The sequence below is a fragment of the Staphylococcus sp. ZWU0021 genome, assembly GCF_000798895.1.
GTDB classification, from domain to species: Bacteria; Bacillota; Bacilli; order Staphylococcales; family Staphylococcaceae; genus Staphylococcus; species Staphylococcus saprophyticus.
The window spans coordinates 394,569-420,681 of record NZ_JTLN01000005.1 but is presented as its reverse complement, the minus strand read 5'-3'; the positions used below and the strand labels follow the sequence as shown (position 1 = coordinate 420,681).

24 protein-coding genes are annotated in these 26,113 nt (G+C 33.0%); 21 read left to right on the top strand and 3 right to left on the bottom strand.

Features of this window, described 5'->3' with window-relative positions:
- The first annotated feature begins 164 nt into the window (after nucleotides 1–164).
- From tarB to tagD, 3 genes are all read left to right on the top strand, one after another.
- Complete coding sequence (gene tarB / locus L987_RS02695) at nucleotides 165–1,256, top strand: teichoic acid glycerol-phosphate primase TarB (protein ID WP_047502814.1); 1,092 nt, start codon at nucleotides 165–167, stop codon at nucleotides 1,254–1,256.
- On the top strand, nucleotides 1,253–2,311 hold the full coding sequence (locus L987_RS02690) for a glycosyltransferase family 2 protein (RefSeq protein ID WP_047502812.1): 1,059 nt from the start codon (nucleotides 1,253–1,255) through the stop codon (nucleotides 2,309–2,311). Before tarB ends, L987_RS02690 begins: the two co-directional genes overlap by 4 nt.
- Nucleotides 2,312–2,401: 90 nt before the next feature.
- Nucleotides 2,402–2,800: a glycerol-3-phosphate cytidylyltransferase gene (gene tagD / locus L987_RS02685; protein ID WP_002484019.1), complete on the top strand. Its 399-nt coding sequence runs from the start codon at nucleotides 2,402–2,404 to the stop codon at nucleotides 2,798–2,800.
- A gap of 165 nt (nucleotides 2,801–2,965) precedes the next feature.
- Here tagD and pbp4 read toward each other — a convergent pair whose 3' ends face one another.
- Complete coding sequence (gene pbp4 / locus L987_RS02680) at nucleotides 2,966–4,261, bottom strand: penicillin-binding protein PBP4 (RefSeq protein ID WP_011303721.1); 1,296 nt, start codon at nucleotides 4,259–4,261, stop codon at nucleotides 2,966–2,968.
- 224 nt (nucleotides 4,262–4,485) lie between these two features.
- On the opposite strand from pbp4, the gene L987_RS02675 reads away from it, so the two are divergent.
- The 12 genes from L987_RS02675 to L987_RS02620 all read left to right on the top strand — a co-directional run bounded on the left by L987_RS02675 (nucleotide 4,486) and on the right by L987_RS02620 (nucleotide 17,735).
- The gene (locus L987_RS02675) at nucleotides 4,486–6,204 is read left to right on the top strand and encodes an ABC transporter ATP-binding protein (protein ID WP_047502810.1); all 1,719 of its coding nucleotides are present in this window, start codon (nucleotides 4,486–4,488) and stop codon (nucleotides 6,202–6,204) included.
- A 385-nt stretch (nucleotides 6,205–6,589) separates the two neighbouring features.
- Nucleotides 6,590–7,819, top strand: coding sequence for a NupC/NupG family nucleoside CNT transporter (locus L987_RS02670; protein WP_011303719.1), 1,230 nt, complete (start codon nucleotides 6,590–6,592; stop codon nucleotides 7,817–7,819).
- Between the two features lie 649 nt (nucleotides 7,820–8,468).
- A complete protein-coding gene (locus tag L987_RS02665) occupies nucleotides 8,469–9,305 on the top strand; it encodes a YitT family protein (RefSeq protein ID WP_047502808.1) in 837 nt (278 codons plus the stop codon).
- A 315-nt stretch (nucleotides 9,306–9,620) separates the two neighbouring features.
- Nucleotides 9,621–10,424 carry an ABC transporter ATP-binding protein gene (locus tag L987_RS02660; RefSeq protein ID WP_002484014.1) on the top strand — a complete coding sequence of 268 codons (804 nt, stop codon included), beginning with the start codon at nucleotides 9,621–9,623 and terminating at the stop codon, nucleotides 10,422–10,424.
- Nucleotides 10,425–10,433: 9 nt separating this feature from the next.
- A complete protein-coding gene (locus L987_RS02655) occupies nucleotides 10,434–11,435 on the top strand; it encodes a FecCD family ABC transporter permease (RefSeq protein WP_047502805.1) in 1,002 nt (333 codons plus the stop codon).
- Nucleotides 11,432–12,448: a FecCD family ABC transporter permease gene (locus L987_RS02650; RefSeq protein ID WP_011303717.1), complete on the top strand. Its 1,017-nt coding sequence runs from the start codon at nucleotides 11,432–11,434 to the stop codon at nucleotides 12,446–12,448. The genes L987_RS02655 and L987_RS02650 overlap by 4 nt, the downstream gene beginning before the upstream one ends.
- A 181-nt stretch (nucleotides 12,449–12,629) precedes the next feature.
- Entirely contained in the window at nucleotides 12,630–13,595 is a 966-nt protein-coding gene (gene dhaK / locus L987_RS02645) for a dihydroxyacetone kinase subunit DhaK (protein WP_047502802.1), read from the top strand.
- A gap of 34 nt (nucleotides 13,596–13,629) precedes the next feature.
- Complete coding sequence (dhaL, locus tag L987_RS02640; protein WP_002484010.1) at nucleotides 13,630–14,208, top strand: dihydroxyacetone kinase subunit DhaL; 579 nt, start codon at nucleotides 13,630–13,632, stop codon at nucleotides 14,206–14,208.
- Nucleotides 14,208–14,570, top strand: coding sequence for a dihydroxyacetone kinase phosphoryl donor subunit DhaM (gene dhaM, locus L987_RS02635; RefSeq protein ID WP_047502798.1), 363 nt, complete (start codon nucleotides 14,208–14,210; stop codon nucleotides 14,568–14,570). Before dhaL ends, dhaM begins: the two co-directional genes overlap by 1 nt.
- Nucleotides 14,571–14,728: 158 nt before the next feature.
- Nucleotides 14,729–15,229: a hypothetical protein gene (locus L987_RS02630; RefSeq protein ID WP_002484008.1), complete on the top strand. Its 501-nt coding sequence runs from the start codon at nucleotides 14,729–14,731 to the stop codon at nucleotides 15,227–15,229.
- Nucleotides 15,230–15,453: 224 nt separating this feature from the next.
- Nucleotides 15,454–16,521 carry a YkvI family membrane protein gene (locus L987_RS02625; protein ID WP_011303713.1) on the top strand — a complete coding sequence of 356 codons (1,068 nt, stop codon included), beginning with the start codon at nucleotides 15,454–15,456 and terminating at the stop codon, nucleotides 16,519–16,521.
- 182 nt (nucleotides 16,522–16,703) lie between these two features.
- Nucleotides 16,704–17,735, top strand: a complete 1,032-nt coding sequence (locus L987_RS02620; protein ID WP_011303712.1) for an alpha/beta hydrolase — start codon at nucleotides 16,704–16,706, stop codon at nucleotides 17,733–17,735.
- A 475-nt stretch (nucleotides 17,736–18,210) separates the two neighbouring features.
- Here L987_RS02620 and L987_RS02615 read toward each other — a convergent pair whose 3' ends face one another.
- Nucleotides 18,211–18,717 (bottom strand): GNAT family N-acetyltransferase, encoded by a 507-nt coding sequence (locus tag L987_RS02615; protein WP_011303711.1) that lies wholly within the window; start codon nucleotides 18,715–18,717, stop codon nucleotides 18,211–18,213.
- 121 nt (nucleotides 18,718–18,838) lie between these two features.
- Between L987_RS02615 and L987_RS02610 the strand changes: the two genes are divergently transcribed.
- The 5 genes from L987_RS02610 to L987_RS02590 all read left to right on the top strand — a co-directional run bounded on the left by L987_RS02610 (nucleotide 18,839) and on the right by L987_RS02590 (nucleotide 23,748).
- Nucleotides 18,839–19,756, top strand: a complete 918-nt coding sequence (locus L987_RS02610) for an NAD-dependent epimerase/dehydratase family protein (RefSeq protein WP_011303710.1) — start codon at nucleotides 18,839–18,841, stop codon at nucleotides 19,754–19,756.
- A 12-nt stretch (nucleotides 19,757–19,768) separates the two neighbouring features.
- Entirely contained in the window at nucleotides 19,769–20,443 is a 675-nt protein-coding gene (locus tag L987_RS02605) for a response regulator transcription factor (RefSeq protein ID WP_047502795.1), read from the top strand.
- Entirely contained in the window at nucleotides 20,436–21,464 is a 1,029-nt protein-coding gene (locus tag L987_RS02600; RefSeq protein WP_047502792.1) for a sensor histidine kinase, read from the top strand. Before L987_RS02605 ends, L987_RS02600 begins: the two co-directional genes overlap by 8 nt.
- A 645-nt stretch (nucleotides 21,465–22,109) precedes the next feature.
- On the top strand, nucleotides 22,110–22,727 hold the full coding sequence (locus tag L987_RS02595; protein ID WP_011303707.1) for a DUF47 domain-containing protein: 618 nt from the start codon (nucleotides 22,110–22,112) through the stop codon (nucleotides 22,725–22,727).
- Nucleotides 22,728–22,740: 13 nt separating this feature from the next.
- Nucleotides 22,741–23,748, top strand: a complete 1,008-nt coding sequence (locus tag L987_RS02590) for an inorganic phosphate transporter (protein WP_011303706.1) — start codon at nucleotides 22,741–22,743, stop codon at nucleotides 23,746–23,748.
- 369 nt (nucleotides 23,749–24,117) lie between these two features.
- On the opposite strand, the gene L987_RS02585 is transcribed toward L987_RS02590, so the two are convergent.
- Nucleotides 24,118–24,924 (bottom strand): LysM peptidoglycan-binding domain-containing protein, encoded by an 807-nt coding sequence (locus L987_RS02585; protein ID WP_011303705.1) that lies wholly within the window; start codon nucleotides 24,922–24,924, stop codon nucleotides 24,118–24,120.
- Nucleotides 24,925–25,386: 462 nt separating this feature from the next.
- Here L987_RS02585 and L987_RS02580 point away from each other — a divergent pair, with 462 nt between their 5' ends.
- Nucleotides 25,387–26,046 (top strand): Bax inhibitor-1/YccA family protein, encoded by a 660-nt coding sequence (locus L987_RS02580; protein WP_011303704.1) that lies wholly within the window; start codon nucleotides 25,387–25,389, stop codon nucleotides 26,044–26,046.
- Nucleotides 26,047–26,113 lie beyond the last annotated feature (67 nt).

Below are 26,113 nucleotides of genomic sequence, written 5' to 3'. Positions count from 1 at the left end.
TTCAACATTTGTATTAAGTATGAAATGCGAGGGATCTAAGGATTTGCATTGGTTCAATAAAATTGAGTATTTCAAATGGATAAAAAGGATTTTTCTATAATTTTCTATTTATGATAGATATAATATAAACAAGCGCATTGAAAAAATAATTGGCGGTGAACGTAGTGAGACAACTTATTAAAAAATTATATATGGGTATAATTCGCTTTTTGAATTTAATATATAAAAAGAAGAAAGTACAAAGTAAGCATATTGTTATCATGATGACATTTGCTGAAGACGTGTGTCCAATCGTTGAAGCATTATACCCAAAAGGGTACGCAATCACTGTGATTGGAAATGAAGCAAATCGTAAATATTTACAACAATTTGAAACAATAAACTTTTTACCAGCGGGTAATAAGCGTGTATTTAAACATATCAAAGCACTTAGTTCTGCAAAAGTCATCGTTATTGATACGTATTATTTAATGCTTGGAGGATTAAAGAAAAAACCGAATCAAACCATTATTCAAACATGGCATGCAGCAGGTGCATTGAAACAATTTGGATTAACGGATCATCAAGTGGATTTATCCAATGCTAAAATGGTGAGTCAGTATAGAAAAGTCTATAATGCGACAGATAAGTATTTGGTAGGCGGTGAGCCAATGGTTGAGTGTTTCAAAGCATCTTTTGAAGCGACAGACGACCAATTTTTAAGAACTGGACTACCAAGGTTGGTTCCTTATACAAGACTCGATGTAGTAAAAAGGCAGAATGAATTGAAAAAACAATATGGTATAGAAGGAAAGGTAGCAATATACGTCCCCACTTATCGTGAACATAAGCAAGCCAATCGTCAAATTGATAAAAGCCAATTTGAAGCAGCATTACCAGAGTATACGCTACTTAGCAAGTTACATCCTTCTATCGCAACAGAAGACCAAACAGCGATTAATTTACAATCAATGATGATTTTAGCGGATGTGATCATAAGTGATTATAGCTCATTAGCGATTGAAGCTAGTATTTTAGATAAGCCATCATTATTTTATGTCTATGATGAAGCACAGTATGAGGAAGAGCGAGGATTAAATACATTTTATAAAGCTATTCCTGAAGCATATAAAGCCTATACAGAAACAGAATTAATAGAAAAGCTAAAAGATCATGATGTACAATTAACCCCTTTATTTAATGATTGGCACGAGTATAATGCCAAAGACAGTTTGACTAAAGTTATTAATGAGATAGAGAAAATGGTGAAAATATGAAAATTTCAATTATCATTCCTGTATTTAATGCAGTGAATACAATTCGTAGAGCAATTGCATCTGTTGATACGAAACAAAATTATGAAATTATATGTATAAATGATGGCTCAACAGATGATAGTAAAATAGAACTCGAAAAACTTCAAAATGAATACAAGCATGTCATTATTATTAATCAAGAGAATCAAGGTGCGGCAGCTAGTAGAAATGTTGGGCTTGCTAATATGACAGGTGATGTATTTATGTTTTTAGATGCAGATGATGAATTTTTGCCAAGCAGAATTGATTTTATGGCAGATTATTATCAGCAAGATGACAATGTGGATATTGTAATTGGTCAAATTGGTCGTGAAAAAGATGGCGATTGGCAAACGATTTATTCACATCAAGCTATTCAAAAACTTGATAAAGTCAATCTCGCACAATGTCCAGATATGATGCAATCTATCGGTCCGGGCGCTAAAATGTTTAACGCCAAATTTGCAGACTTACGCTTCGATGAAGATGTGGTGTTCTGTGAAGAACATACGTTTATTATTAATGCATATAAAAAAGCACATGATATTCAACTATTACCTGATATTGTGTATGGTTATAACGAGCAAGAAGGGTCCGTAACAGATCAACGTGCAGATCAATTTGCTTCGTATATGCAAGATGCAGTTAAAGTAAGAGCGCGTGTTATGGATACGTTATTACTTAGAGAATCAAGAATTTATTATAGCTACCGCATGGATGAGTTGATTGTCAGTTATTTATTGCAATCATATATTGAAAAGCATGACATAATAACACAACAATTATTAGATTTAGTTATTGCATACATGATGGAAATGCAGAAAACAGATTACGATGGTGCAGCGATGTTTAGAATTGTAAAAGTGATTGAGCAAGGCAGTAAAAAGTGGAATAAAGCGCTGTATCAACAATGGAGAGATACATTGTTAAAGGTTGGTATTGGTAGACCGAATTATTATCGCTTTAAAGCGGAAATTTTACCCAAACGCGCTCGATTCAGAGGAAGAATGAAATTGAAACAAATTTTAAACCGATAAAAACAGTCGATATTCGTAAACTTGTATGGAATATGCTATAATTTTTAAAATGTAAAATTTAAGTAAATTTTTTGTTAAGGAGTATAGTTTATGAAACGAGTAATTACCTATGGCACATATGATTTATTACATTATGGTCATATTGAATTGTTAAGAAGAGCAAGAGAAATGGGTGACTATTTAATAGTTGCTTTATCAACAGATGAGTTTAATCGCATTAAAAATAAAAAATCTTATTATAACTTTGAACAACGTAAAATGATGTTAGAATCCATACGTTATGTTGACCTTGTTATCCCAGAAAGTGGTTGGGGCCAAAAAGAAATTGACGTTGATCGCTATGAAGTGGATACTTTTGTAATGGGCCATGATTGGGAAGGCGAATTTGATTTCTTAAAAGACAAATGTGAAGTGATATATCTTAATCGTACAGAGGGTATATCTACAACTAAAATTAAAAAAGAATTATATGGTGATAGTGAAAAGTAAAATGTGCTATATAAATGGAACTTGTTTTGAAAAAATTAAATAACACATAAAAAGGTTGTTGAGGTGAACTGACTTCAACAACCTTTTTATGTGTAAAAAAATGGAAGTGGTACAGAAATCAAATTTTTTATTGAGATTTCGTAGTCCCACTCCCATCGGGTAATATTATTTTTTATTACGTGATTTTTTTCTGAATAAGTCGATAATAAGATAAATAACAATGGCTATGGCTACAATGATTAAAATGGTACCTAATAATGTTAAGATTGGATGTTCATCCCAAGATGATTTTACAATTGTTGTTGCTTGATGTACAAGTGGTTTATTAACATTAACTGATGGTGGACCATATTTATCTGAAATAAATTCACGGTCATAGTCGATATGTGCTTTGTCATCTTCAATAACGACTTTGTAGTCGTTTTTATCGAAGTCTTTTGGTAATACATCGTAAAGATCTTTTTCAACAAAATACGTTTTACCGTTAATTTTTTGTTCGCCTTTTGATAATATTTTTGTATATTTATATTGATCAAAGGACATGTTCATCAATCCATTACCTATCATATTACGTTGTTTTTCGCCGCCAAGGTTTTTATAGTCGCCGGCCCCCATGATAACTTGATTAATTCGGAAACCATCACGTTTGGTTGTAATGGTATGGTTGTAATCGGCGATATCACTTGAACCTGTTTTTAATCCGTCAGTACCTTCTAGGCTCATATCGGCACCTTCAAGTGAATGGTTAAATGTATAATAAGTTACACCGTGTTGGGTTGGCGCAAGTTGTTTAGTAAAATCTAAAATTTTTGGTGTATCTTGTACAGCATGTTGTGATAAAATGCCAAAGTCTTTAGCAGTTGACGTATTATTGTCTTCGTTTTTGTATTTTTTAGGTGCGAAATCTTTTAATTGTTTATTTTCAGCACCAGTAGGGTTTACAAAATGCGTATCTTTCATGCCTAATGATTTTGCTTTTGAATTCATCTTGTCTGTAAAGTCTGAAAGATTCCCAGAAACTTCTTTAGCTAAAATAAGCGCAGCAGCATTACTAGAGTTAGACACCGTAATTTGTAATAACTCTTTGATCGTATATGTTTCACCTGGATAAAGTTTTGTATTACTTAGTTCAGGAAGTGTAGACATTCTATAGTGTTCATCTGTGATTTTAACCTTATCATTTAAAGACAAATCACCTTTATTTACTGCTTCGAGTGTTAAATACATGGTCATTAATTTAGTCATCGAAGCGGGATACCATGTTTTATTGATATTGTATTGATATAATAGTTGCCCTGTTTGCGAAACATTAATGGCGCCTTCTGGTTGATATGAATCTGTGACATTATAGCCATATTGATTAGCAGCCTGAGTTGGCGTAATGCTTTCAGCTTGTGCAAAAGGTGTTATAATTGTACCAACGAAGAGTACAGTTATAATAGTTAGTATAAACTTTCTCATAATGACATTCCCTCTTAATATATTCAGTTTTGGTGCAATAGAAATATTTTAGCATATTGTAAACTTATAATAAAATATAACCCTATTAGTTTAGGGTATTTGTGGAATGGAAAAGAGTTGTGTAAAATAGAATCAGTTGAATTGTAATTCATTTAATGAAATTTTTAAATATCTGCTCAATTATCGTATAAAAGAAATAAAAATTTTATGAAGAGGTAAAAAGCATGAAGCAAGAGAATCCATTATTCTACTTATTCAAAAAATTATCATGGCCGGTAGGGCTGATTATTATTGCCGTATTGATTTCTTCATTAGGTAGTATTACAGGACTACTCGTACCATTTTTCACAGGTAAGCTTGTGGACAAATTTTCATTTGAAAATATGAATTGGATGTTTGTCGCTGGATTCATTTCTATTTTTATAGTAAATGCATTATTGAGTGGGATTGGTTTATATTTACTAAGCAAAATTGGAGAAAAAATTATTTATGCCATTCGTTCTGTGTTATGGTGCCATATCATTCATTTGAAAATGCCATTCTTTGATCAAAACGAAAGTGGGCAATTAATGAGTCGTTTAACAGATGATACGAAAGTAATTAATGAATTTATTTCTCAGAAATTACCCAATCTCTTACCTTCTGTGTTAACGATCATTGGATCTATGATTATGTTATTTGTCATGGATTGGCAGATGACGTTATTAACATTTATTACGATACCTATTTTTGTATTGATTATGATACCACTCGGTAAAGTAATGCAAAACATTTCTAAAAAAACTCAGTCAGAAATCGCGAATTTCAGTGGTTTGTTAGGACGTGTTTTAACAGAAATGCGTTTAGTAAAGGTTTCTCATACTGAAGATTTAGAATTGGATAATGCACATAAAAATTTAAAAGAAATATACTTTTTAGGATTGAAACAGGCTAAAATTACTGCCATCATCCAACCGATATCAGGTGTGATTATGCTACTCACGATTGCCATTATATTAGGTTTTGGTGCAATCAGAATTTCGACAGGGGCAATAACAGCCGGTACGTTAATTGCCATGATATTTTATGTAATCCAACTGTCATCCCCATTAATTAATTTATCAACTTTAGTTACAGACTATAAAAAGGCAGTTGGTGCCAGTAGTCGTATCTATGAAATTATGGAAGAACCAACAGAACTTTTAAATGTTACTCAAGCATCAGAAATTAATGATGGCAGCTTAATATTTGAAAACGTTGATTTTAAGTATGGTACGAAACCCATACTTTCGGATGTTAATTTTGAAATACCTCCAAGTAAAGTCACAGCATTTGTAGGTCCCTCAGGATCAGGTAAGAGTACAATCTTTAATATTATAGAGCGTATGTACGATATTGAAGATGGCGATATTACATATGGTGGTAATTCAATTTACGATATTGCATTAGGTCAATGGCGTGAAAAAATAGGCTATGTCATGCAATCCAATTCAATGATGAACGGTACTATTAAGGATAATATTTTATATGGTATTAATCGGGAAGTCACTGATGAAGAATTGATTCATTACGCGAAGTTAGCAAATTGTCATGAATTTATTGAAAAGTTTGAAGATGGTTACGATACGGTCGTCGGTGAACGTGGATTGAAACTATCAGGTGGCCAACGTCAACGTATCGATATTGCCCGAAGTTTTGTTAAAAATCCAGATATCTTATTACTTGATGAAGCTACTGCTAATTTAGATAGTGAGAGCGAACGGAAAATACAAGACGCATTAGAGGAATTAATGGAAAATCGTACGACGGTTGTTATCGCACATAGACTTTCTACTATTAAAAAAGCGGAGCAAATTATCTTTATTGATGCTGGGAAAGTAACAGGTAGAGGTACACATCAAGAACTAATTACTAATCATGAAAAATATCAACAATTTGTAAACACACAGAACTTAACAAAATAAAAAGAACAGAAACGGCTTCATTTGTTTATCAAATGAAACCGTTTTCATAATTAAATACGAATATTCTAGGAAGTCAATGACTGATTTTTCGAAATAAAACGAACTATAAAATAGTTATTTTATAAAAAGTACATGCGTGCTATAATTATTAAGTAGATTCAAAGTAATGTCTTATGAAAGTATAACTCATTTATTATGATGATTGAACAAACTAAAAATTAGAAGAAAAAAGGATAAATGGAAAGTTGAAACTTAATAATTAATGCATGCGTTATTAAGGATGGAGACAATTTGTTTATTTATATTTTCAAAATACATAGCAACAGGTGTACTTTCAAACATACATTGATAACAATGATTTAAATTAGAAATGGTGGGTGTAGTGATGTTCTTAGTGATAAACATAATAGGATTGTTTGTATTTTTAGGGATTGCAGTCTTATTTTCTAGAAACAAAAAGCATATTCAATGGAAATCTATTGCTATTTTAGTATTAATAAATTTATTCTTAGCATGGTTTTTAATGTACTTTCCTTGGGGGAAAACAGCAGTACAATCGTTAGCGAATGGTATTTCTTGGGTGATTGATTCTGCACATGCTGGGACAGGCTTTGCATTTGCAAGTTGGGTGAAACCAGGTGCAATGGACATGGCAGTAAGTGCTTTATTCCCAATTTTATTAGTTGTACCATTATTCGATATTTTAATGTACTTTAATATATTACCAAAAGTCATTGGTGGTATAGGTTGGGTATTAGCGAAAGTTACAAGACAACCTAAGTTCGAGTCATTCTTCAGTATCGAAATGATGTTCTTAGGTAATACAGAAGCTTTAGCTGTTTCAAATGAACAATTGAAGCGTATGAAAGAAACACGTGTGTTAACTGTTGCAATGATGGCAATGAGTTCGATATCTGGCGCCATTGTTGGTGCATATGTCTCTATGGTTCCAGGTGATTTGGTACTAACTGCTATTCCATTAAATATTATTAATGCAATTATTGTTTCATCAATATTAAATCCAGTCACTCTTGAAGAAAAAGAAGATATTATTTACAGTATTCAAAATGATGAAGTGGAACGCCAACCGTTCTTCTCATTCTTAGGTGACTCTGTACTTAATGCTGGTAAATTGATTCTAATAATTGTGGCGTTTGTTATTAGTTTTGTAGCTTTATCAGACTTAATTGATCGATTAATTAACTTAATAACTGGCATCGTGGGAAGTTGGGCAGGTATTAAAGGTAGTTTCGGTCTAGATCAAATACTCGGTGCGTTCATGTATCCATTCGCACTACTATTAGGTTTACCATGGGGCGAAGCATGGATTGTAGCACAACAAATGGCTAAAAAAATTGTTACAAATGAGTTCGTTGTGATGGGGCAAATTAAAGACGTCGTTGATTCCTATTCACCACATAGACGTGCAGTAATCACAACATTTTTAATCTCATTTGCTAACTTCTCAACAATCGGTATGATTGTAGGTACTTTGAAAGGAATCGTGGATAAGAAAACATCCGATTTTGTCTCACAATATGTGCCAATGTTATTACTTGCTGGTATTTTAGTATCATTAATGACTGCAGGTTTCGTTGGATTATTTGCTTGGTAAGTTGAATGAGATTTCATTTTAAAATGCATAATAAATTCATATTGATGTGAAGCATGCGAAGTATACTTATATACAGGATTTAAAATGCTTATATGTTTTTTATCTCGAACCCATGTTGGAGTGTATAGGGAACTTAATTTTTTCTAAATTAGGTTTCTGTACACTCTTTTTTTATTGTTTAAAAGCGTGGCATCGTTTTGTTGAAGAAGTCCTATCACATAAGTACTGTATTGATAAGGCTAGGTATCAAAAAACACAATAAAAAACCAAGTAATTGAAGTGAGGAGACACATTCATCATTACTTGGTTTTTACGGGAAATGAATTAATTGTACATAATTAGTAAGGACTAGGTACTAAAAATATACTCGAGCAAAAATTGTTTTGTTTGTTACTATAAACAACACAAAGGAGATGGCTTCTTATTGGCTATCAATAAGAAGATAGATTTTATTATAGCAAACAGAGATGTATAAGTAAACAGAAATTTCAGAATTTTTAAACTTTAAAAAGTTGAGATATAAAGTATCGGCAGTATCATAGCGATTTAGGCCGATGAATTCGGCTTTTGCGACAATATAGATGTTGTGGTATTGACGATTATTTGCTAACATTCAATTGATTGAAGCAAATCGAAGGGGGTCGTGTGGGTGAATAAAACAGTACGTGATTTAATATTAGTCGTTTTTGGATCATTTATATTTTCAGCTGGCGTAAATACATTTATCATATCTGCTGATTTAGGTGAAGGAGGCGTAACTGGTATAGCGATTGTTCTGTACTATGCCTTTCACATTTCTCCAGGTATCACAAACTTTGTCTTTAACGCATTGCTAATTGCGATAGGCTATAAATTTTTAAGCAAGAGAAGTATGTACTTAACGATAGTTGCAACCATACTTATCTCTATATTCTTAGAGTTTACCGAAAGCTGGAAGATTGAAACCGGTAATATTTTAGTGAATGCAGTATTTGGCGGTACATGTGTCGGACTCGGTATCGGGATTATTGTACTTGCCGGTGGCACAACAGCGGGAACAACGATTTTAGCGCGCATTGCCAATAAATATTTAGATGTCAGTACACCGTATGCATTGCTATTCTTTGACTTGATTGTCGTAGCGATTTCATTATCGGTTATTCCAATTTCTAGCGCACTCGTAACAGTGATTTCGCTATACATTGGTACCAAAGTGATGGATTATGTAATAGAAGGTTTGAATACGAAAAAAGCAATGACCATTATTTCAAGCCAGCCAGATGAAATTGCTAAAGTAATAGATGAGCAAGTAGGACGTGGACTTACCATTTTAAATGGACGTGGCTATTTTTCTAAACAAGAAAAAGATATCTTGTATGTTGTAATAACTAAGACACAGGTCACACGTGCAAAACGCTTAATTAGAAAAATAGATAGCGACGCCTTTTTAGTGATACATGATGTACGAGATGTATATGGTAATGGTTTTTTAATCGACGAACATTAAAAATAAATCAATTCACTTTTAGCCTTTAATTTATGAAGTAATTCATAACTAAAGGCTATTTATTTTGCTTAAAAAGCTCCCCTGGAAACGCACTTATAAGCAACTGAAAATAAAAAGTATATAGATATAAACAGATTATAAAGTAAAGAAATACTATAAAAACATTTGATAGTCAATAGGTTTAAAAAATGATATAATGACATCTATGATAATGATTATCATTTAAAAAATATGGAAAATTTATAAGTCAATAGATAAAATTTATAAGGGAATAAACAGGCTATGATGCCTACTGCTATAGGAAGAAGGGGAATTATGAATCGCTTAAAAGGAGAACAGGTCACTATAGGTTATGGAGATAATGTCATCGTCAATAATTTAGATGTACACATACCAGATGGAAAAATTACTTCTATTATAGGACCAAACGGTTGTGGGAAATCAACATTACTTAAAGCGTTATCACGGTTATTACCGGTTAAAAATGGAGAAATTAAGTTAGATGGTGAAAACATACATTCACATTCTACGAAAGAAATTGCAAAGAAAATAGCGATTTTACCTCAATCGCCAGAAGTTGCTGATGGATTGACAGTCGGTGAGCTTGTATCATACGGTCGCTTTCCGCATCAAAAAGGCTTTGGTCGTCTGTCTGCAGAAGACAAAAAGGAAATTGATTGGGCAATGCGCGTAACTGGTACGTATGATTTTAAATTGCGTTCTATCAATGACTTGAGTGGTGGACAACGTCAACGTGTATGGATAGCTATGGCTTTAGCTCAACGTACGGATATTATTTTCTTAGACGAACCAACAACATATCTAGATATTTCTCACCAATTAGAAATCTTGGAATTGATTACGCAATTAAATAAAGAACAGGGTTGTACAATTATCATGGTTTTACATGATATAAACCAGGCTGTCCGTTTTTCAGATCATTTAATCACTATGAAAAATGGCGATATTATTGCGACTGGTGAGACTGAAGAAGTATTAACGAAAGATATTTTAGAAAAAGTGTTTAATATTGATGTAGAGATTAGTACAGACCCAAGAACTGGAAAACCTATGCTAGTAACATACGATTTATGCAGAAAAAGTTATTCTGAGGTTTAGGGGTAATTTATGACTACAAAGAGAAAAGGGAAGTTGAATTTTACAACGACATTTATTATAGCAGTGCTACTATTGATTGTTGCCTTGATTACTTCAATCTTATTTGGTGATGCTAAAATTCATTTATCGACTATTTTTGAAGCAATATTTAACTATAACCCTAAAAATCAACAACATAATATCATAAGTGAAATACGCATACCACGAGATATAGGTGCAATCTTAGTTGGTGTTGCATTGGGTACTTCAGGTGCAGTCATTCAAGGTGTTACTAAAAATGGTTTGGCTGACCCGAGTTTAATTGGTCTGAATTCGGGTGCTTCATTCATGCTTGCGCTCACTTTTGCATTCTATCCGACAGCACCATTTATCGTTATGATGTTTGCTGGATTCATAGGTGCATTAATGGGTGGCTTTATTGTGCTCATGATTGGTAGGTCAAGAAGTGATGGGTTTAATCCTATGCGTATTATATTAGCAGGTGCAGCCGTCAGTGCGCTATTGACTGCATTAAGTCAAGGTGTCGCATTGTTATTTAGATTAAATCAAAGTTTAACGTTTTGGAGTGCCGGTGGTGTTTCAGGTACGACTTGGAATCAATTAATGTGGGCAGCGCCATTTATTTTAATTGCACTTGTCATTATCATTTCAATGAGTAAGCAATTAACAATATTAAATTTAGGCGAAACCCTTGCTAAAGGCCTTGGTCAAAATGTAGCATTCACGCGCGCAATTACGTTGATTTTATCTATGATTATGGCAGGTATAGCCGTAGCGATGGTTGGTCAAATAGCATTTGTCGGTTTAATGGTACCGCATATAGTGAGATATTTAGTAGGAACAGATTATGCTCGTGTTATTCCACTTACGGCAGTTGTTGGTGGCTTGTTACTACTTGTTGCGGATACAGTTGCACGTATGTTAGGAGAAGCTCCAGTTGGTGCAATTATTTCCTTTATTGGTGTACCTTACTTCTTATACTTAGTTAAAAGAGGGGGACGCTTCTCATGATAGATCCAAGATTAAAACATAAACAATGGATCACAATGGTGATTCTAACTATCTTAGTATTGTTGGCATGTGCTTGGAGTATGACTTCAGGTGAGTATAAGATGTCAGTTGGCACGTTTTTCAAGACGCTAATTGGTCAAGGAGCCTATACAGATACCTTAATACTCATGGAGTTTAGATTACCACGAATGATTATTACAATTTTAGCAGGCGCAGCATTAGCTATGAGTGGGGCTATTATACAAAGTGTAACTAAGAACCCATTAGCGGAACCGGGTATTCTTGGAATCAATGCAGGTAGTGGCTTTGTTATTGCGTTATTTATAGTTGTAGGTCAGGTTGATGCAGCCAATTTTGTTTACGTCCTCCCTATTATAAGTATGATCGGTGGCGTACTGACTGCGCTCATTATATTTTCATTCAGTTATAACAAAGGTGAAGGTATTACGCCTGCAAGTATGGTGCTAGTTGGTGTTGGTATGGCCTCAGCACTAAGCGGTGGTTCATTAACATTAATGTCTACATTCGATGAAGATCAATCAGAGTTTATTGCTTCATGGCTTGCTGGTAATATTTGGGGAGATGAGTGGGCATTTGTTATTGCCTTCTTACCATGGATTATTGTACTTATACCATTTTTACTATTTAAAGCGAATGTCTTAAACTTATTGAATACACATCAGCATATTGCACAAGGTGTCGGTGTGAAAATCGGTAGAGAACGTATTATCCTTCTACTTGTCGCAGTCTTACTTTCATCTGCCGCAGTATCGGTTGCAGGTGCAATAGGTTTTATAGGATTATTAGGGCCTCATATTGCTAAATCAATTGTCGGACCAAGACACCAGTTGTTCTTACCAATTTCTATATTAATTGGTGCTTTCTTACTTGTCTTGGCAGATACTTTAGGACAAGTTATCTTACAGCCATCTGGTATTCCAGCAGGAATTGTTGTTGCAATTATCGGAGCACCTTATTTCTTATACTTAATGTACAAAACAAAATCAGTTTAATAGATGAAATATTGAGACGAATACTTGTTGAAGTTGATACAAGTATTCGTTTTTTTATGCTCAATTTTAGAAGGTAACCATAATGTTGGAAAAATTAGAAGAATCAACACTTATATGTTAGCGTTTATATTTGTGAGTGGGGTATACTAAGAATAAATAGATAAATGAGGAGGTCGTCGTTATGAAAAAATTGATTAAAGAAAAAACACATTTTTTAAATGATATGTTAGATGGACTTTCAATCACAAATAAAGAAATTGAGATTATTTCAGATACCGTTGTTGTTAGAAAACATAAAAAAGAAAAAGGTGTAGCGATTGTTTCTGGAGGTGGTAGTGGCCATGAACCAGCACATGCGGGTTACGTAGCACAAGGCATGTTGGATGCTGCAGTTTGTGGCGAAGTCTTTACATCACCAACACCTGATAAAATATTAAGTGCGATTAAAGCTGTAGACAATGGTGATGGCGTATTATTAGTAGTGAAAAACTATGCTGGTGACGTTATGAATTTTGAAATGGCACAAGAAATGGCTGAAATGGAAGACATTCACGTAGAAACAGTGGTTGTGAAAGATGATATTGCAGTAAGCGACGAAGAAAAACGTAGAGGTGTTGCGGGTACAGTACTCGTTCATAAATATGCGGGACACTTAGCAGAGAATGGCGTAGTATTATCAGATATCAAAGAAAAGATAGAGCATTTTTTACCAAATATTAAAACGATTGGTATGGCCATTACAGCGCCCATGGTACCAACAACAGGTCAATTTGGTTTTGACATAGCAGAGGATGAAATGGAAATAGGCATCGGTATACATGGTGAGAAAGGTCTATCAAGGGAAAAAATAGAAACCGTAGATAACATTGTAGAACGTTTATTAAATGAATTGTTCAAAGAAGTACAATCAGATGATTTGATCGTAATGGTCAATGGCATGGGCGCCACGCCGCTTTCAGAGCTTAATATAGTGGCAAAATACGTTGCTGAATATATGGACAAAAACGATAAAACGGTTGCTCAATGGTTAGTAGGCGATTATATGACAGCTTTAGATATGCAAGGATTTTCGTTAACGCTAGTACCGAATTCAGAAGCAATCCTAACTGCGATCAATACGCCAACCTCAAGTCATTATTTTAATTAAAATATCTTAAAACATAAACTGAAGGAGTGGAAGCATGAATATCTCTGAACTCAAAGCACGGTTATTAGAATTAGTAGAAGTATTTGAAGAAAAAGAAACACTACTTACGGATTTAGATAGAGCTATTGGTGATGGGGATCATGGTGTTAACATGGTAAGAGGCTTTAAAGCTTTACCTGATAATATTGATGACAGCTCTATGCAAAGTTTATTAAAGTCTACTGGAATGACTTTAATGTCTCATATCGGTGGTGCTTCAGGCCCTTTGTATGGCTTCAGCTTTGTAAAAATGTCTCAAGTGGTCAATGAAGAAATTGATCAAGACAATTTAAAAGCACTATTAAATTCATTTTCAGAAGCGATTGCGCAAAGAGGCAAAGTAGAATTAAATGAAAAAACCATGTTTGACGTTATCGAACGTGCTAATCAAGCCATACAACAAGGTGAAAACTTGACGCTTGATGTATTGCAATCATATGCTGATATGACAAAAGATATTGAAGCTACAAAAGGACGTGCTTCCTATTTCAAGGAAGATTCGAAAGGACACGTTGACCCAGGCGCACAGAGTAGTGTTTACATTTTAAATGCATTGATTGGAGATGAATCATAATGACTCAAATCGTAATCATTAGTCATAGTAAAGCAATTGCGGCTGGTACAAAAGATTTATTAAAACAAATGGCACCGGGTGTGACAGTAATTGATCAAGGTGGTGTAGGCGATGATATCGGCACGTCATATGACCATATACAAGCGTTAATTAATCAAGTAGATGATGATACGTTATGTTTTTATGATATCGGGTCTGCAGAAATGAACTTAGATTTAGCAATTGAGATGTATGAAGGGCAACGCCGAGTAGAGAAAGTTGATGCACCTATTGTTGAAGGGAGTTTTACTGCAGCAGTTAAATTATCAGTTGGTGGATCTATTGATGAGACCATAGAAGCGTTAAATAAAACATTTGGCTAATGCGCATAGCTATTGTTAAAAACTATAAAAAGTAAGTTAAATATGAAGGTAGCAACTAATTTGACAAAAAACTTCTTTTTTAAATGAAAATAGAGATAGATTATGGTAGAATAAAAGCTAACTGTTATAGAAATCTGGATACCTAGGAGGACATTGCCATGAAAGATTTAATACAAAAGCATGTCTTAAACGGCGAATTTGAGTCAGTCAAACGTTTAATGTCCCAGTCAGATTTTATGGAATTTGAAGAAGCTTATATTTCAAGTGCTCATGAAGTGGAAAATATTATGTTTTATACATGTATTTTAGATATGATGAAAGAAGAAGAAACGGCAGAAATGCACGATTTAGCGTTTCTCTTATTAGTCTATCCATTAAGTGAACTCCATGGGGCTTTGGATTCTGCATTTTATCACGCAGAAGCATCCATAAAAATCACTGAGGGCAAAGAAGTAAAAAGCTTGTTACAAATGTTATTATTACATGCAGTTCCGGAACCAGTCATTTCTGATAAAAAAGCATTCGATGTATCACGTCAAATACTTAAATTAGATCCTACGAATAGTGTTGCGCGTAATGTGCTTAAAGAAACTGCTAAACGTATGGATAATGTGGTTGTTGAATTTAACGAGTTAAATCGTTTTAAAAATGCCCATTAATGAGTTAGTTAATTTAGGTGAAGTATTAAAAATATTAGATTTTGACAAATAATCCAATCTATTTTAAATAGAACCAAGTAAACTACATTTATCTGTAATGTGTTTCACTTGGTTCTTTGTGTTAAAAATAATGTATAGTGTGAAATTTTATGGTGTGCTGTTGCAAAATTTATTCAGTAAGTTATAATAACTCAATGTGTTAACTATGAGGAGGTTAAATTTACATGGGGTTGAATAAAGAAGCGGTAAAAATTGGATTCGCTTATGTTGGTATCGTTGTAGGTGCCGGCTTTTCAACAGGACAGGAAGTAATGCAATTCTTCTCACCATATGGCTTATGGTCATACATCGGTGTTATACTTTCGGGTCTGATTTTAGGATTTATAGGTAGACAAGTTGCGAAAATCGGAACTGCTTTTGATGCACAAAATCATGAGTCTACTTTAGATTACTTATTTGGAAATAAGTTCAGTAAAATTGTCGATTACTTATTAATATTTTTCTTATTTGGTATTTCAGTCACAATGCTTGCTGGCGCAGGATCAACGTTTGAAGAAAGTTTTGGCGTACCAACATGGTTGGGTGCATTGATAATGGTTATTGTAATTTATATCACTTTATTAATGGACTTTAACAAAATTGTACGTGCTTTAGGCGTAGTCACACCATTCTTAATAATTTTAGTTGTTATTATTGCTGCGTATTACTTATTTAATGGAAGTATTTCGTTTGGTGAAGTCAATGACGCAGTCCCAGATGCAAGTCTCGTAAAAGGTATCTTATATGGTATCAACTATGGTGGTTTAGCATTTGCAGTTGGGTTTAGTACGATTGTTGCAATTGGTGGCGATGCTTCGAGACGTAGAGTTTCAGGCGCAGGTGCATTATTTGGTGGTATCGTTTATACGATATTATTAGCACTTATCAACTTTGCATTACAATCAGAATTTACAAAAATCGAAGATGCATCTATTCCAATGTTAACGTTAGCTAATGATATCCATCCTTGGATTGGTTTAGTGTTATCTATCATTATGTTAGCGGTAATGTATAACACAATTCTTGGTTTAATGTACTCATTTGCGGCAAGATTTACAGAACCATATAGTAAAAAATATCACATATTTATCGTGGTTATGGTAATTGTTGCATTCGCATTAAGCTTTGTAGGTTTCGCTGGTCTTATCAACTTCTTATATCCAATTATGGGTGTTGTAGGTTTAGTTGTTGTAATAGGCGTACTTGTGAAATACTATAGTAGAAAACGTCAGAACAAGAAATTTATTGCTTAAATAAAAAGATATATTAAATAATTATCATTAGGGAAGGGACTTTATTTCTACTTCCCATTGAGTAAAAGTCTGAGGCATCTTACTTATTGATGTCTCAGACTTTTTCATTCATCTATATTTGTTAGCCAATTCACACTACTGTATGAATTATGGTACAATGCTTCCGAAAGGAAAGGTCATGCATGAAGAAAAATTACAAGTGGACGATAATTACTGTGATTGTATTTATTGTGGTAGCGTTAGTTACTGCGTTGTTGTTAAAACAGCAGTATGATCGACAGCATTCTAGAGAAATAAAAGAAAAAGTACAAATTAATAATAGAAATGTCAATGCATTTACCAATATAACTTATAGTACAGGCGTACCAAACAGTAGATTAGATATTTTAACGCCTACTGATTTAGATAAAGATAATAAATTGCCGGTCGTATTTTGGATGCATGGTGGTGGTTTTATAGCAGGGGATAAACAATATAAGAATCCATTACTATCAAAAATTGCTGAACAGGGATATATTGTAGTAAATATTAACTATGCACTTGCACCTGACTATAAATATCCAACGCAACTTCATCAAATTGACCAAGCGGTACAATTTATTAAAAAAAATAAACATGAGTTACCTATGGATTTTGATCAAGTGATTTTTGGTGGTGATTCAGCAGGTGCTCAGCTATCAAGTCAATATACTGCGATGCAAACGAATAAATCTCTAAGAGATAATATGGGATTTGAACAGCAATTTGAACCAGATAAAATAAAAGCAGCAATCTTCTTTGGAGGCTTTTACGATATGAAAACTGTTAAAGCCACTGAATTTCCAAGGATACAACTGTTTATGGAAAGTTATACTGGTAAGAGAGACTGGGAGACACAGTTTAAATATATTAGTGAAATGTCCACGATTAATCAAGTTACAAAAGACTATCCGCCTACATTTTTATCAGTAGGTGATGCAGATCCGTTTTATAGTCAAAACATTGAGTTTTATAAAAAATTAAAATCTAAAGGCATACCTACAGATAAACTATTTTATGATGGAACGCACAATTTAAGACATCAATATCAATTCCATTTAGAGTTACCAGAATCGAAACAAAATATGAAAAAAGTGCAAAGTTTCTTAAGTAGAAATACAAGTTCTTCAGGTGTAGAAACTGAAGTGGATGAAGAAACATCGAATCCTAATGGTATCGAATTAAATCCATATTAATAAATTAATGCATCATATACATTGGTATGTATGTTGAAGATTTAAGTGTAAATCTAAAGAGCTTGCCAATGACTATGCTCAAAAAAGCTAATCCGTTTATCGGATTAGCTTTTTATTTTAATAACTTACAATATTTACGATTTATCATACGATTCGAGTAGCTCATTTATTGTGTATGCACTTTGCCACATATATCAATACGTTATAAATTACTATATAACATGAGTTAGAGTACAACAGACAAGACAATTAGTAATTAGATAATACGTTCTACTTAACTAAAAAAGATGACCAAGTTCCATTCTTTCAGGTTAATCTAACAGAGAATGATAAAAAACTGACACCTACGCGCATTACTGCTGCTACAATGTGAAATTGAGACAATAATAGTGAAGTTAGTTTACTGTTTGACATGTTTTTCATTTACAATAAACTTATATATAAGCGACGTTTAGATAAATAGTTGAGAGGTAAATTAAAGTAGTAACTTCGACATGACATATTTGTTAAAGTATTTACCATCTATATACAATTTGTCACGCAATTCACCATCAATTTGGTATCCTGCAGTTTTAAATAAATCTACTGCTGTTTCATTTTCAGGAACGACCGAAGCTTCAATACGACGGATATGATGATTTAAACACCATGCTTCAACAGAGTTAATTAATGATTGACCGAGCCCTTTCTCTCGATAATGTCTGATAACGCCCATAGAAAATATAGCTTCGTGGCGCGTGCGTTCAAAATTACCTGTCGTAACAATAGCAAAGCCAACGAGTTCATCGTTATTCTCTGCTACGTAAATGGCGTTAGAAGGTGATGTGATGTAATGTTCCAAGTTTGCAATGGCGTCATTGTTAGACGGTGCATATTCCCCAGGATTATATATTAAGTAATCAGATTCATCATAAATTGTCGTTAATAACTTTACAAATGGATCTATATCATTGATACCAATTTCACGTATTTGATGAACCATGTATGAACACTCCTTATATCTATTTTGCTAATACTCAGTTATAGTATAACTTAACATCATTAGCATGATATTACTAGGTATTATTTAAATAGAGTCAAACTAATAAAAAGGAAGTATGCTTATGAAGCCCAATATTTTACTCGCTGGTGTCACAGGTTATATAGGGAAAACCTTGATTCATTCTATAAAAGATGAAGGCAATCTATATACATTATCCAAATATCCTAAAGAGAAAGATTTCCAAGAAGTGATATGGTTGAAAAAAGATATTTATAATTATGATGATGTATTAAATGCGATGGAAGACATGGATATTGCCATTTATTATTTGGATCCAACCAAACATTCAGCTAAATTAACACAAGCAACAGCAAGAGATTTAAACTTAATTGCTTCTGACAATTTTGGAAGGGCGGCTGCTGAGAACGGTATAGGTAAAATCATTTATATTAGCGGTAGTCGATTTGATCATGAAACCATTCAACGTTTGTCAGCATACGGTGTACCAGTAGAACAAACGGAAGCGATCGTTTCACGCCCACATGTGGCAGTTGAATTACAAGTCTCTAAATATGATGATGTACGCAGTGCGTTGAGTATTCAATTACCGATGAATTGGACATTAGACCAAATGGTTGAATATTATTTTAATTGGTTAAATGAAACAAAAGGAACGATGCTGCATGCGTACAAAGACAAGGATAATTATGTAATCTACATAAAAGATAAGCAGAAACCTGTGTTAGTACTTCATAAAATGCAAGTCGAATCTGATATGATTGTGCTACATTTAGTAAGTGGTTCTATTGTTAAGGCCAATGTAATAAAGCAAGGTAAGCTGGAGTTCCGTATGCTGAAAGGGACACAAACTGTCTTAGTGCATCTATATGACTATATACCTAAATTAGTTTGGCCTGTGTATTACTTATTTCAATCGCCGTTCCAAGGTTTAATGCTGCGTGGCTTTGAAATCGATTGTCGAATTAAGCATTTTAATGGACGAATCCAGTCAGGTGAAGATATAAAATATACAAAATAAAAAGGTGATTTTATGGATATACTATTAGTAGAAGATGATATGACATTATTTAAAGAATTAAGTGAAGAGTTGGAACAATGGGATTTCAATGTAAATGGTATAGATGATTTTAATGATGTGATGACTAAATTTGAATCTGTTAATCCCGCAATCGTCATTATGGATGTTAAATTACCCAAATATGATGGATTTTATTGGACAAGAAAAATTAGGGAAGTCTCTAATACACCCATTTTATTTTTATCATCTAGGGATAATCCAATGGATCAAGTGATGAGTATGGAACTTGGCGCGGATGATTATGTTCAAAAACCATTTAATACCAATGTATTAATAGCGAAACTCCAAGCCATATACAGACGTGTCTATCAATTTAGCTTAGATGAAAAGCGTGTGCTATCATGGCAAGATGCGATATTAGACTTATCAAAAGATAGTATAAGTAAAGAGGATCATCAAATATATTTATCTAAAACGGAAATGATTATATTAGAAATGCTTGTGAAAAAACAAGATCAAATTGTTACGAGAGATACACTCATTACTGCGTTGTGGGATGATGAAGCTTTTGTTAGTGACAATACATTAACCGTTAATGTGAATAGATTAAGAAAGAAATTAGCAGATATAGATATGAATGATGCCATTGAAACGAAAATTGGCAAAGGATATATGGCGCATGGCTAATTTAAAATGGTTTTTTATCTTTTTACGCTCGCGCATATATTGGATACTATGGCTATTATTTCTGCATTTCATTTTCTTAGGTATTGCTTATTTAGATTATGATATTAGTGTATATAGCATTTTATATATTATTATTTTAAATATAGGCCTATCGGTGTTGTTCTTAATATTTACTTATTTAAAAGAAGTGAAATTTTATAAGCATCTTGACGAAAATATAGAACCAGAAGCTTTGAAGCATAAATCATTAGCAGACACACCGTTTCAACAAGAAATGGTGAATTACTTATATGGGCAAATTACGAATCAAAAAGCATTAGTTACACATCAAAAGCAACAAATTCAATCTACGGAAGCGGCGTTGACTGATTTTGTACATGATATTAAGACACCTGTAACAGCAATGAAACTGTTAATAGAAAAAGAACAAGATTTATCTAGGAAGCACGCCTTACTTTATGAATGGTCGCGTATCAATGATATGTTAGATAGACAGTTATTTTTAACACGACTTGAATCTCAGAATAAAGATATGTATTTCGAACATGTGCCATTGAAACGCCTTGTAATAGAAGAAATACAGATTACAAGATACATCAGTCAGTCTAAAGGCATTGGTTATGACTTAGATTTTGAGGATACATTGAATGTATATACAGATACAAAGTGGTGTCGCATGATGATTAGACAAGTGTTATCTAACGCTGTTAAATATAGTGAAGAAAGTATGATACATATACGTGCATTAAAAGAAAGTAGACACGTTGTACTCGAAATTAAAGATGAAGGCAAAGGTATCAGTGAAAAGGATTTACCTAGAATTTTTGATAAAGGATTTACGTCTACTTCAAATAGAAATAATACGACATCATCAGGTTTAGGTTTATATTTGGTTAATCACGTTAAAGAAAAACTGAGCATATGCGTGCGTATTCATTCAGAACTAGATAAAGGAACAGTAGTTAAATTTATTTTCCCGAATCAAAATGAAATTGTAGCAAAATTATCACAAAATATATAAGCGTTACTTATGAGATTAGATTGACATCAAATTTTAAAAAAAAGAATTTCATCATATAATGTAGCAATATCAGATTGCATTGCTTATATATAATCTAGAGGCATTGTCGGCAAATGACTATATTTGTCGACAATTTTTTATTGAAAGCATCATTGTGTACAAATGAAGCGTTGACAGAAACTATTAAATCATTTGTGTATTTATAAAAGTAATTGTTGAATCTGAAAAGTAAATGTGCAATTATATCTAATGTGAGTTTTATTTAAAAATCTCATTAGATACAATGCGATATTATAAAGCATAAGTACAAATCATCATTTTTGATAGAGATGTATTCTGTATTCATAATGTATGAAAATCATTTTATTAAATTAATGAAAATGAAATGTTAAGAATTTGTAAATTTAATTGTAGTATTGTAAATTTTGTGCTATTTTCAAATAAGGATAAATTAACATTTGTGAGATTTTTTAAACTAATATAAGCAAATGCTCATTTACATATAATTAACAAATGCTGTTATACTGGCAAAAAATGAGCAAATTGTAAATCTTGCCAATCTTAATTTGTCTTAAAGGATTTTAAATTTTTTTAAATTTATTGAAGGTGATTGAGGACAATCGCTGTAAATGGAGGATTTTTTGAATGTTTAACAAGAAAAAAGATAAGTTCATGGTGAAACTTGAAGAAATGGTTTTCAACTTAGACAGAGCAGCAATTGAATTTGGGAAAATGGAGTTTAATACGCATTTAGACCTTAAAGTATACTCAGACAATATTAAAACGTATGAATCACACGGCGATGAATTAATGCATCAAGTGATTTCAGACTTAAACCAAACTTTTATTACACCAATTGAACGTGAGGATATCCTCTCTTTATGTAACGCTATTGATGATGTTTTAGATGCAATTGAAGAAACATCAGGTATGTTCGAAATGTATTCTATTGAATATACAGATGAATACATGGCTGAATTTGTAGATAATATCCAAAAAGCAATCGCAGAAATGAAATTAGCTGTTGGTTTGCTTGTAGAGAAAAAATTATCGCATATGCGTATCCATTCTATTAACATAAAAGAATTTGAAACAAATTGTGACGGTATTTTACGTCAATCAATTAAACACATATTTAATAGTGAAACAGATCCAATCACTCTTATTAAAATAAAAGAAATATATGAAAGCATGGAAGAGATTGCAGATAAATGTCAAGCCGTAGCAAATAATTTTGAAACAATAATCATGAAAAATAGCTAAGGAGTCCTAACTTATGGAATATATTTTGATCATCACAGTAGCTATCGTTATTTTTTCACTTATATTTGACTTTATCAATGGTTTCCATGATACAGCCAATGCTGTTGCTACTGCTGTTTCTACTCGTGCCTTAACGCCTAGAACTGCGATACTTTTAGCATCAGTGATGAATTTTATTGGTGCTTTAACTTTCACTGGGGTTGCAGGGACAATTACGAAAGATATTGTAGACCCATTTAAATTAGAAAATGGTCTTATTGTCGTATTAGCAGCCATTATCGCAGCTATTTTATGGAATTTAATCACATGGTATTATGGTATACCAAGTTCGTCATCACACGCATTAATTGGTTCTATTGCTGGCGCAGCAATTGCTTCGCAAGGTTCATTTGCAGTATTACATTATGAAGGATTCACGAAAATCATCGTTGTTTTACTTGTATCACCGATTATTGCATTTTGTGTTGGTTTTATCATGTATTCAATCGTAAAAGTTGTATTTAAAAATGCAAATCTTACAAAGTCTAATCGTAACTTTAGATTTTTCCAAATTTTCACAGCATCACTACAATCATTTTCTCATGGTACAAATGATGCGCAAAAATCAATGGGGATTATTACATTGGCTTTAATAGTTGCTAATATTCAAACAGGTACAAGCGTTGAACCGCAATTATGGGTTAAAGTTGCCTGTGCTACTGCAATGGGACTAGGTACAGCTGTTGGTGGTTGGAAAATTATCAAAACAGTTGGTGGTAATATTATGAAAATACGTCCAGCTAATGGTGCAGCTGCAGATTTATCATCTGCGTTAACAATATTTGTTGCATCATCATTACATTTCCCATTATCCACAACACATGTTGTATCTTCATCTATTCTAGGTGTTGGTTCATCTAACCGTATTAAAGGTGTGAAATGGAATACAGCACAACGTATGATTATCACATGGGTAATTACATTACCAATTTCTGCACTTGTTGCAGCAATTATTTACTACATTATAAATATTTTCTTATAGATAGTAATTTTCTTACACTATAGGCACTTGTTGATTGGTATTTACATACATTAGATAGATATCAATTGATTTACTAAAAGAACGAGCGAAAACCAATTGTTTAACAATTGTGTTTATCTGCTCGTTCTTTTTATTTATACAGCGATAGGGCGCATAGGTGGGAATATTAATAATAAATAAGAGGAGAAAAAAACGGGAGTGGGACAGAAATCAAATTTTCTAATAGAGATTTCGTATTCCTACCTCGGCAAGGATGACTAGGATTGAAAAAAGCTTGATATAAGCGAATTTTTAATTCAGTCATCTACTGCCTAAATGAAAAAGAGCCTGTGACATCTATTTATGTCCCAGACTCGCTTGAATATATATTTAGTGAATGTAGTTATAGCTTGAAGCTTGTGAAGCTGGGATTGTACGGTAATCAACTGTACCTGGTGGTGTATTATAGTTCATTTCTGAAATTAAAATACTACCATCTGGGTTAACACGTTCAACATAAGCTACGTGACCTACAGGTCCTTCGTAATTTTGCATAATTGAACCTGCTGTAGGTGCATTATTAACTGTATAACCATCTGCTGATGCATTATTAGCCCAGTGATCAGCGTTCCACCAGTAAGTACTGATTGGTTGACCAGTTTCCGCTCTACGGTTAAATACATGCCAAGTACATTGTCCCCAGTCATATAGGTTAGCATCACTTGCTGTAGAACCACCTGTATTTGAACTTGGTGTTTCTGTAGCAGTTCCACCTGAACCACCTGTTCCTGTAGTACCTGGAATTGTTAGTGTTTGATTAGGATGTATTAAATATCCATTTAAATTATTAGCTGCGATGATTTCATCAACTGACACACCATATTGATTTGCAATAATGTTTAGTGATTCACCAGATTGAACTGTATGTGATGAACCATTTGAAGTGTTATTTGATGTAGATCCACTTTCTTGTGAGCTACTTCCACCAATTTCAATAACTTGTCCCGGGAATACCATGTTGTTATTGATGTCATTGCTTTGTTTGATTTCGTCTACTGAAACACCATATTGTTGTGAAATTGACCAAAGTGACTCACCAGATTTTACTGTATGTTGTGTTGACGCATCGGCTTCATGATTGGCGATAACGGCTGCCGCGCCTGAAGCTACTGTAACTGCAAATGCTAACTTTTTCAAAAGAACTCCTCCTTCAATTCCTATATATCTAACCGTAAATATGTATTAAATATATTCGTTAGTGTTTTTAATCTGAATTCACGTTCCATACTAACAAAAATCATTTGCTTTGTGTACGTTGTTATCAAGATGTAATATTATTAAAATTTCGTAATGCCATGTTTATATGAAATAAATACTTTTACTGCGCCATTTACAAGTCTTTCTGTTATTTCAAGTAAGATGATATTTATTTCAAATGTAACATAAGCGGATATAAAAAAAGTCTATAAATAATAAATTTTAAAAATATTGTATATTCAATGTTTGTTTATTTGAAAAAACGTGAACATTAAAGTATTACGCATTATTTTTGTGGAAAATTTAAAAAGTACATGCTATTAATATAGACGTTTAATGTTATGATTAAACGCATATATTTTATTTATTTATAGTAGCTTTTGGAATTGAGGAGTGATTGCGTTGGCTGAAACAGCACAACATGTAAATAACCAGCAAAAAAAGACTAAAGAACAATCAAAATCACATGCATACGGAAAAGTTTGGCTCTTTTTTGTATATTATTGGATTATTTTTGGAATAGGTTGTTATTTTGGACAATACCTACCAATGTCATGGAGACAACCACTTTCTTTTGTACTGCTCGGTTTAGTATTAATAACTTTAATTTTTAATAGAGCGCGTAAGTATGGGCTTGTGATTTCTCATATCTATGCCATTATACTTGGGTTGCTATCCTATGCAACGTTTACGGCGTATTTACAGAATTTAGGGCCAGAGGTTTTTTATAAGAATATTATATTAGCCATATCTGCCTTTATTGTATTTGGATTGATTGGATTTTTCGTTATTGGAAATGCAGCGAGCATGGGTAAATACCTTTTTGTAACACTCATTGCATTAATTGTTGCAAGTTTAATAGGTATGTTTATCCAGAATCCAATTTTCCATACAATTATTACAGTTGTAGGATTATTGCTATTTTTACTCTATACGTTATATGACTTTAACCGCATGAAACGGGGTCAGTTCTCACCGAGAGAAATGGGTTTCAACTTGTTTATTAACTTACTTCATATTATAAAATATGTATTAAGACTTGCCAACAGAATGAGAAAATAGTTAAATAAAGTATATATATAATCCAAAAAATATTATTACACCCTTAAAATTACTTTCTACAGTAATT

Coding starts and splice junctions, on each gene's coding strand:
- L987_RS02690 (WP_047502812.1), top strand. CDS start 1,253: ATGAAAATTTCAATTATCATTCCTGTATTTAATGCAGTGAATACAATT.
- tagD (WP_002484019.1), top strand. CDS start 2,402: ATGAAACGAGTAATTACCTATGGCACATATGATTTATTACATTATGGT.
- pbp4 (WP_011303721.1), bottom strand. CDS start 4,261: ATGAGAAAGTTTATACTAACTATTATAACTGTACTCTTCGTTGGTACA.
- L987_RS02675 (WP_047502810.1), top strand. CDS start 4,486: ATGAAGCAAGAGAATCCATTATTCTACTTATTCAAAAAATTATCATGG.
- L987_RS02670 (WP_011303719.1), top strand. CDS start 6,590: ATGTTCTTAGTGATAAACATAATAGGATTGTTTGTATTTTTAGGGATT.
- L987_RS02660 (WP_002484014.1), top strand. CDS start 9,621: ATGAATCGCTTAAAAGGAGAACAGGTCACTATAGGTTATGGAGATAAT.
- L987_RS02655 (WP_047502805.1), top strand. CDS start 10,434: ATGACTACAAAGAGAAAAGGGAAGTTGAATTTTACAACGACATTTATT.
- L987_RS02650 (WP_011303717.1), top strand. CDS start 11,432: ATGATAGATCCAAGATTAAAACATAAACAATGGATCACAATGGTGATT.
- dhaK (WP_047502802.1), top strand. CDS start 12,630: ATGAAAAAATTGATTAAAGAAAAAACACATTTTTTAAATGATATGTTA.
- dhaL (WP_002484010.1), top strand. CDS start 13,630: ATGAATATCTCTGAACTCAAAGCACGGTTATTAGAATTAGTAGAAGTA.
- dhaM (WP_047502798.1), top strand. CDS start 14,208: ATGACTCAAATCGTAATCATTAGTCATAGTAAAGCAATTGCGGCTGGT.
- L987_RS02630 (WP_002484008.1), top strand. CDS start 14,729: ATGAAAGATTTAATACAAAAGCATGTCTTAAACGGCGAATTTGAGTCA.
- L987_RS02625 (WP_011303713.1), top strand. CDS start 15,454: ATGGGGTTGAATAAAGAAGCGGTAAAAATTGGATTCGCTTATGTTGGT.
- L987_RS02620 (WP_011303712.1), top strand. CDS start 16,704: ATGAAGAAAAATTACAAGTGGACGATAATTACTGTGATTGTATTTATT.
- L987_RS02615 (WP_011303711.1), bottom strand. CDS start 18,717: ATGGTTCATCAAATACGTGAAATTGGTATCAATGATATAGATCCATTT.
- L987_RS02610 (WP_011303710.1), top strand. CDS start 18,839: ATGAAGCCCAATATTTTACTCGCTGGTGTCACAGGTTATATAGGGAAA.
- L987_RS02605 (WP_047502795.1), top strand. CDS start 19,769: ATGGATATACTATTAGTAGAAGATGATATGACATTATTTAAAGAATTA.
- L987_RS02600 (WP_047502792.1), top strand. CDS start 20,436: ATGGCTAATTTAAAATGGTTTTTTATCTTTTTACGCTCGCGCATATAT.
- L987_RS02595 (WP_011303707.1), top strand. CDS start 22,110: ATGTTTAACAAGAAAAAAGATAAGTTCATGGTGAAACTTGAAGAAATG.
- L987_RS02590 (WP_011303706.1), top strand. CDS start 22,741: ATGGAATATATTTTGATCATCACAGTAGCTATCGTTATTTTTTCACTT.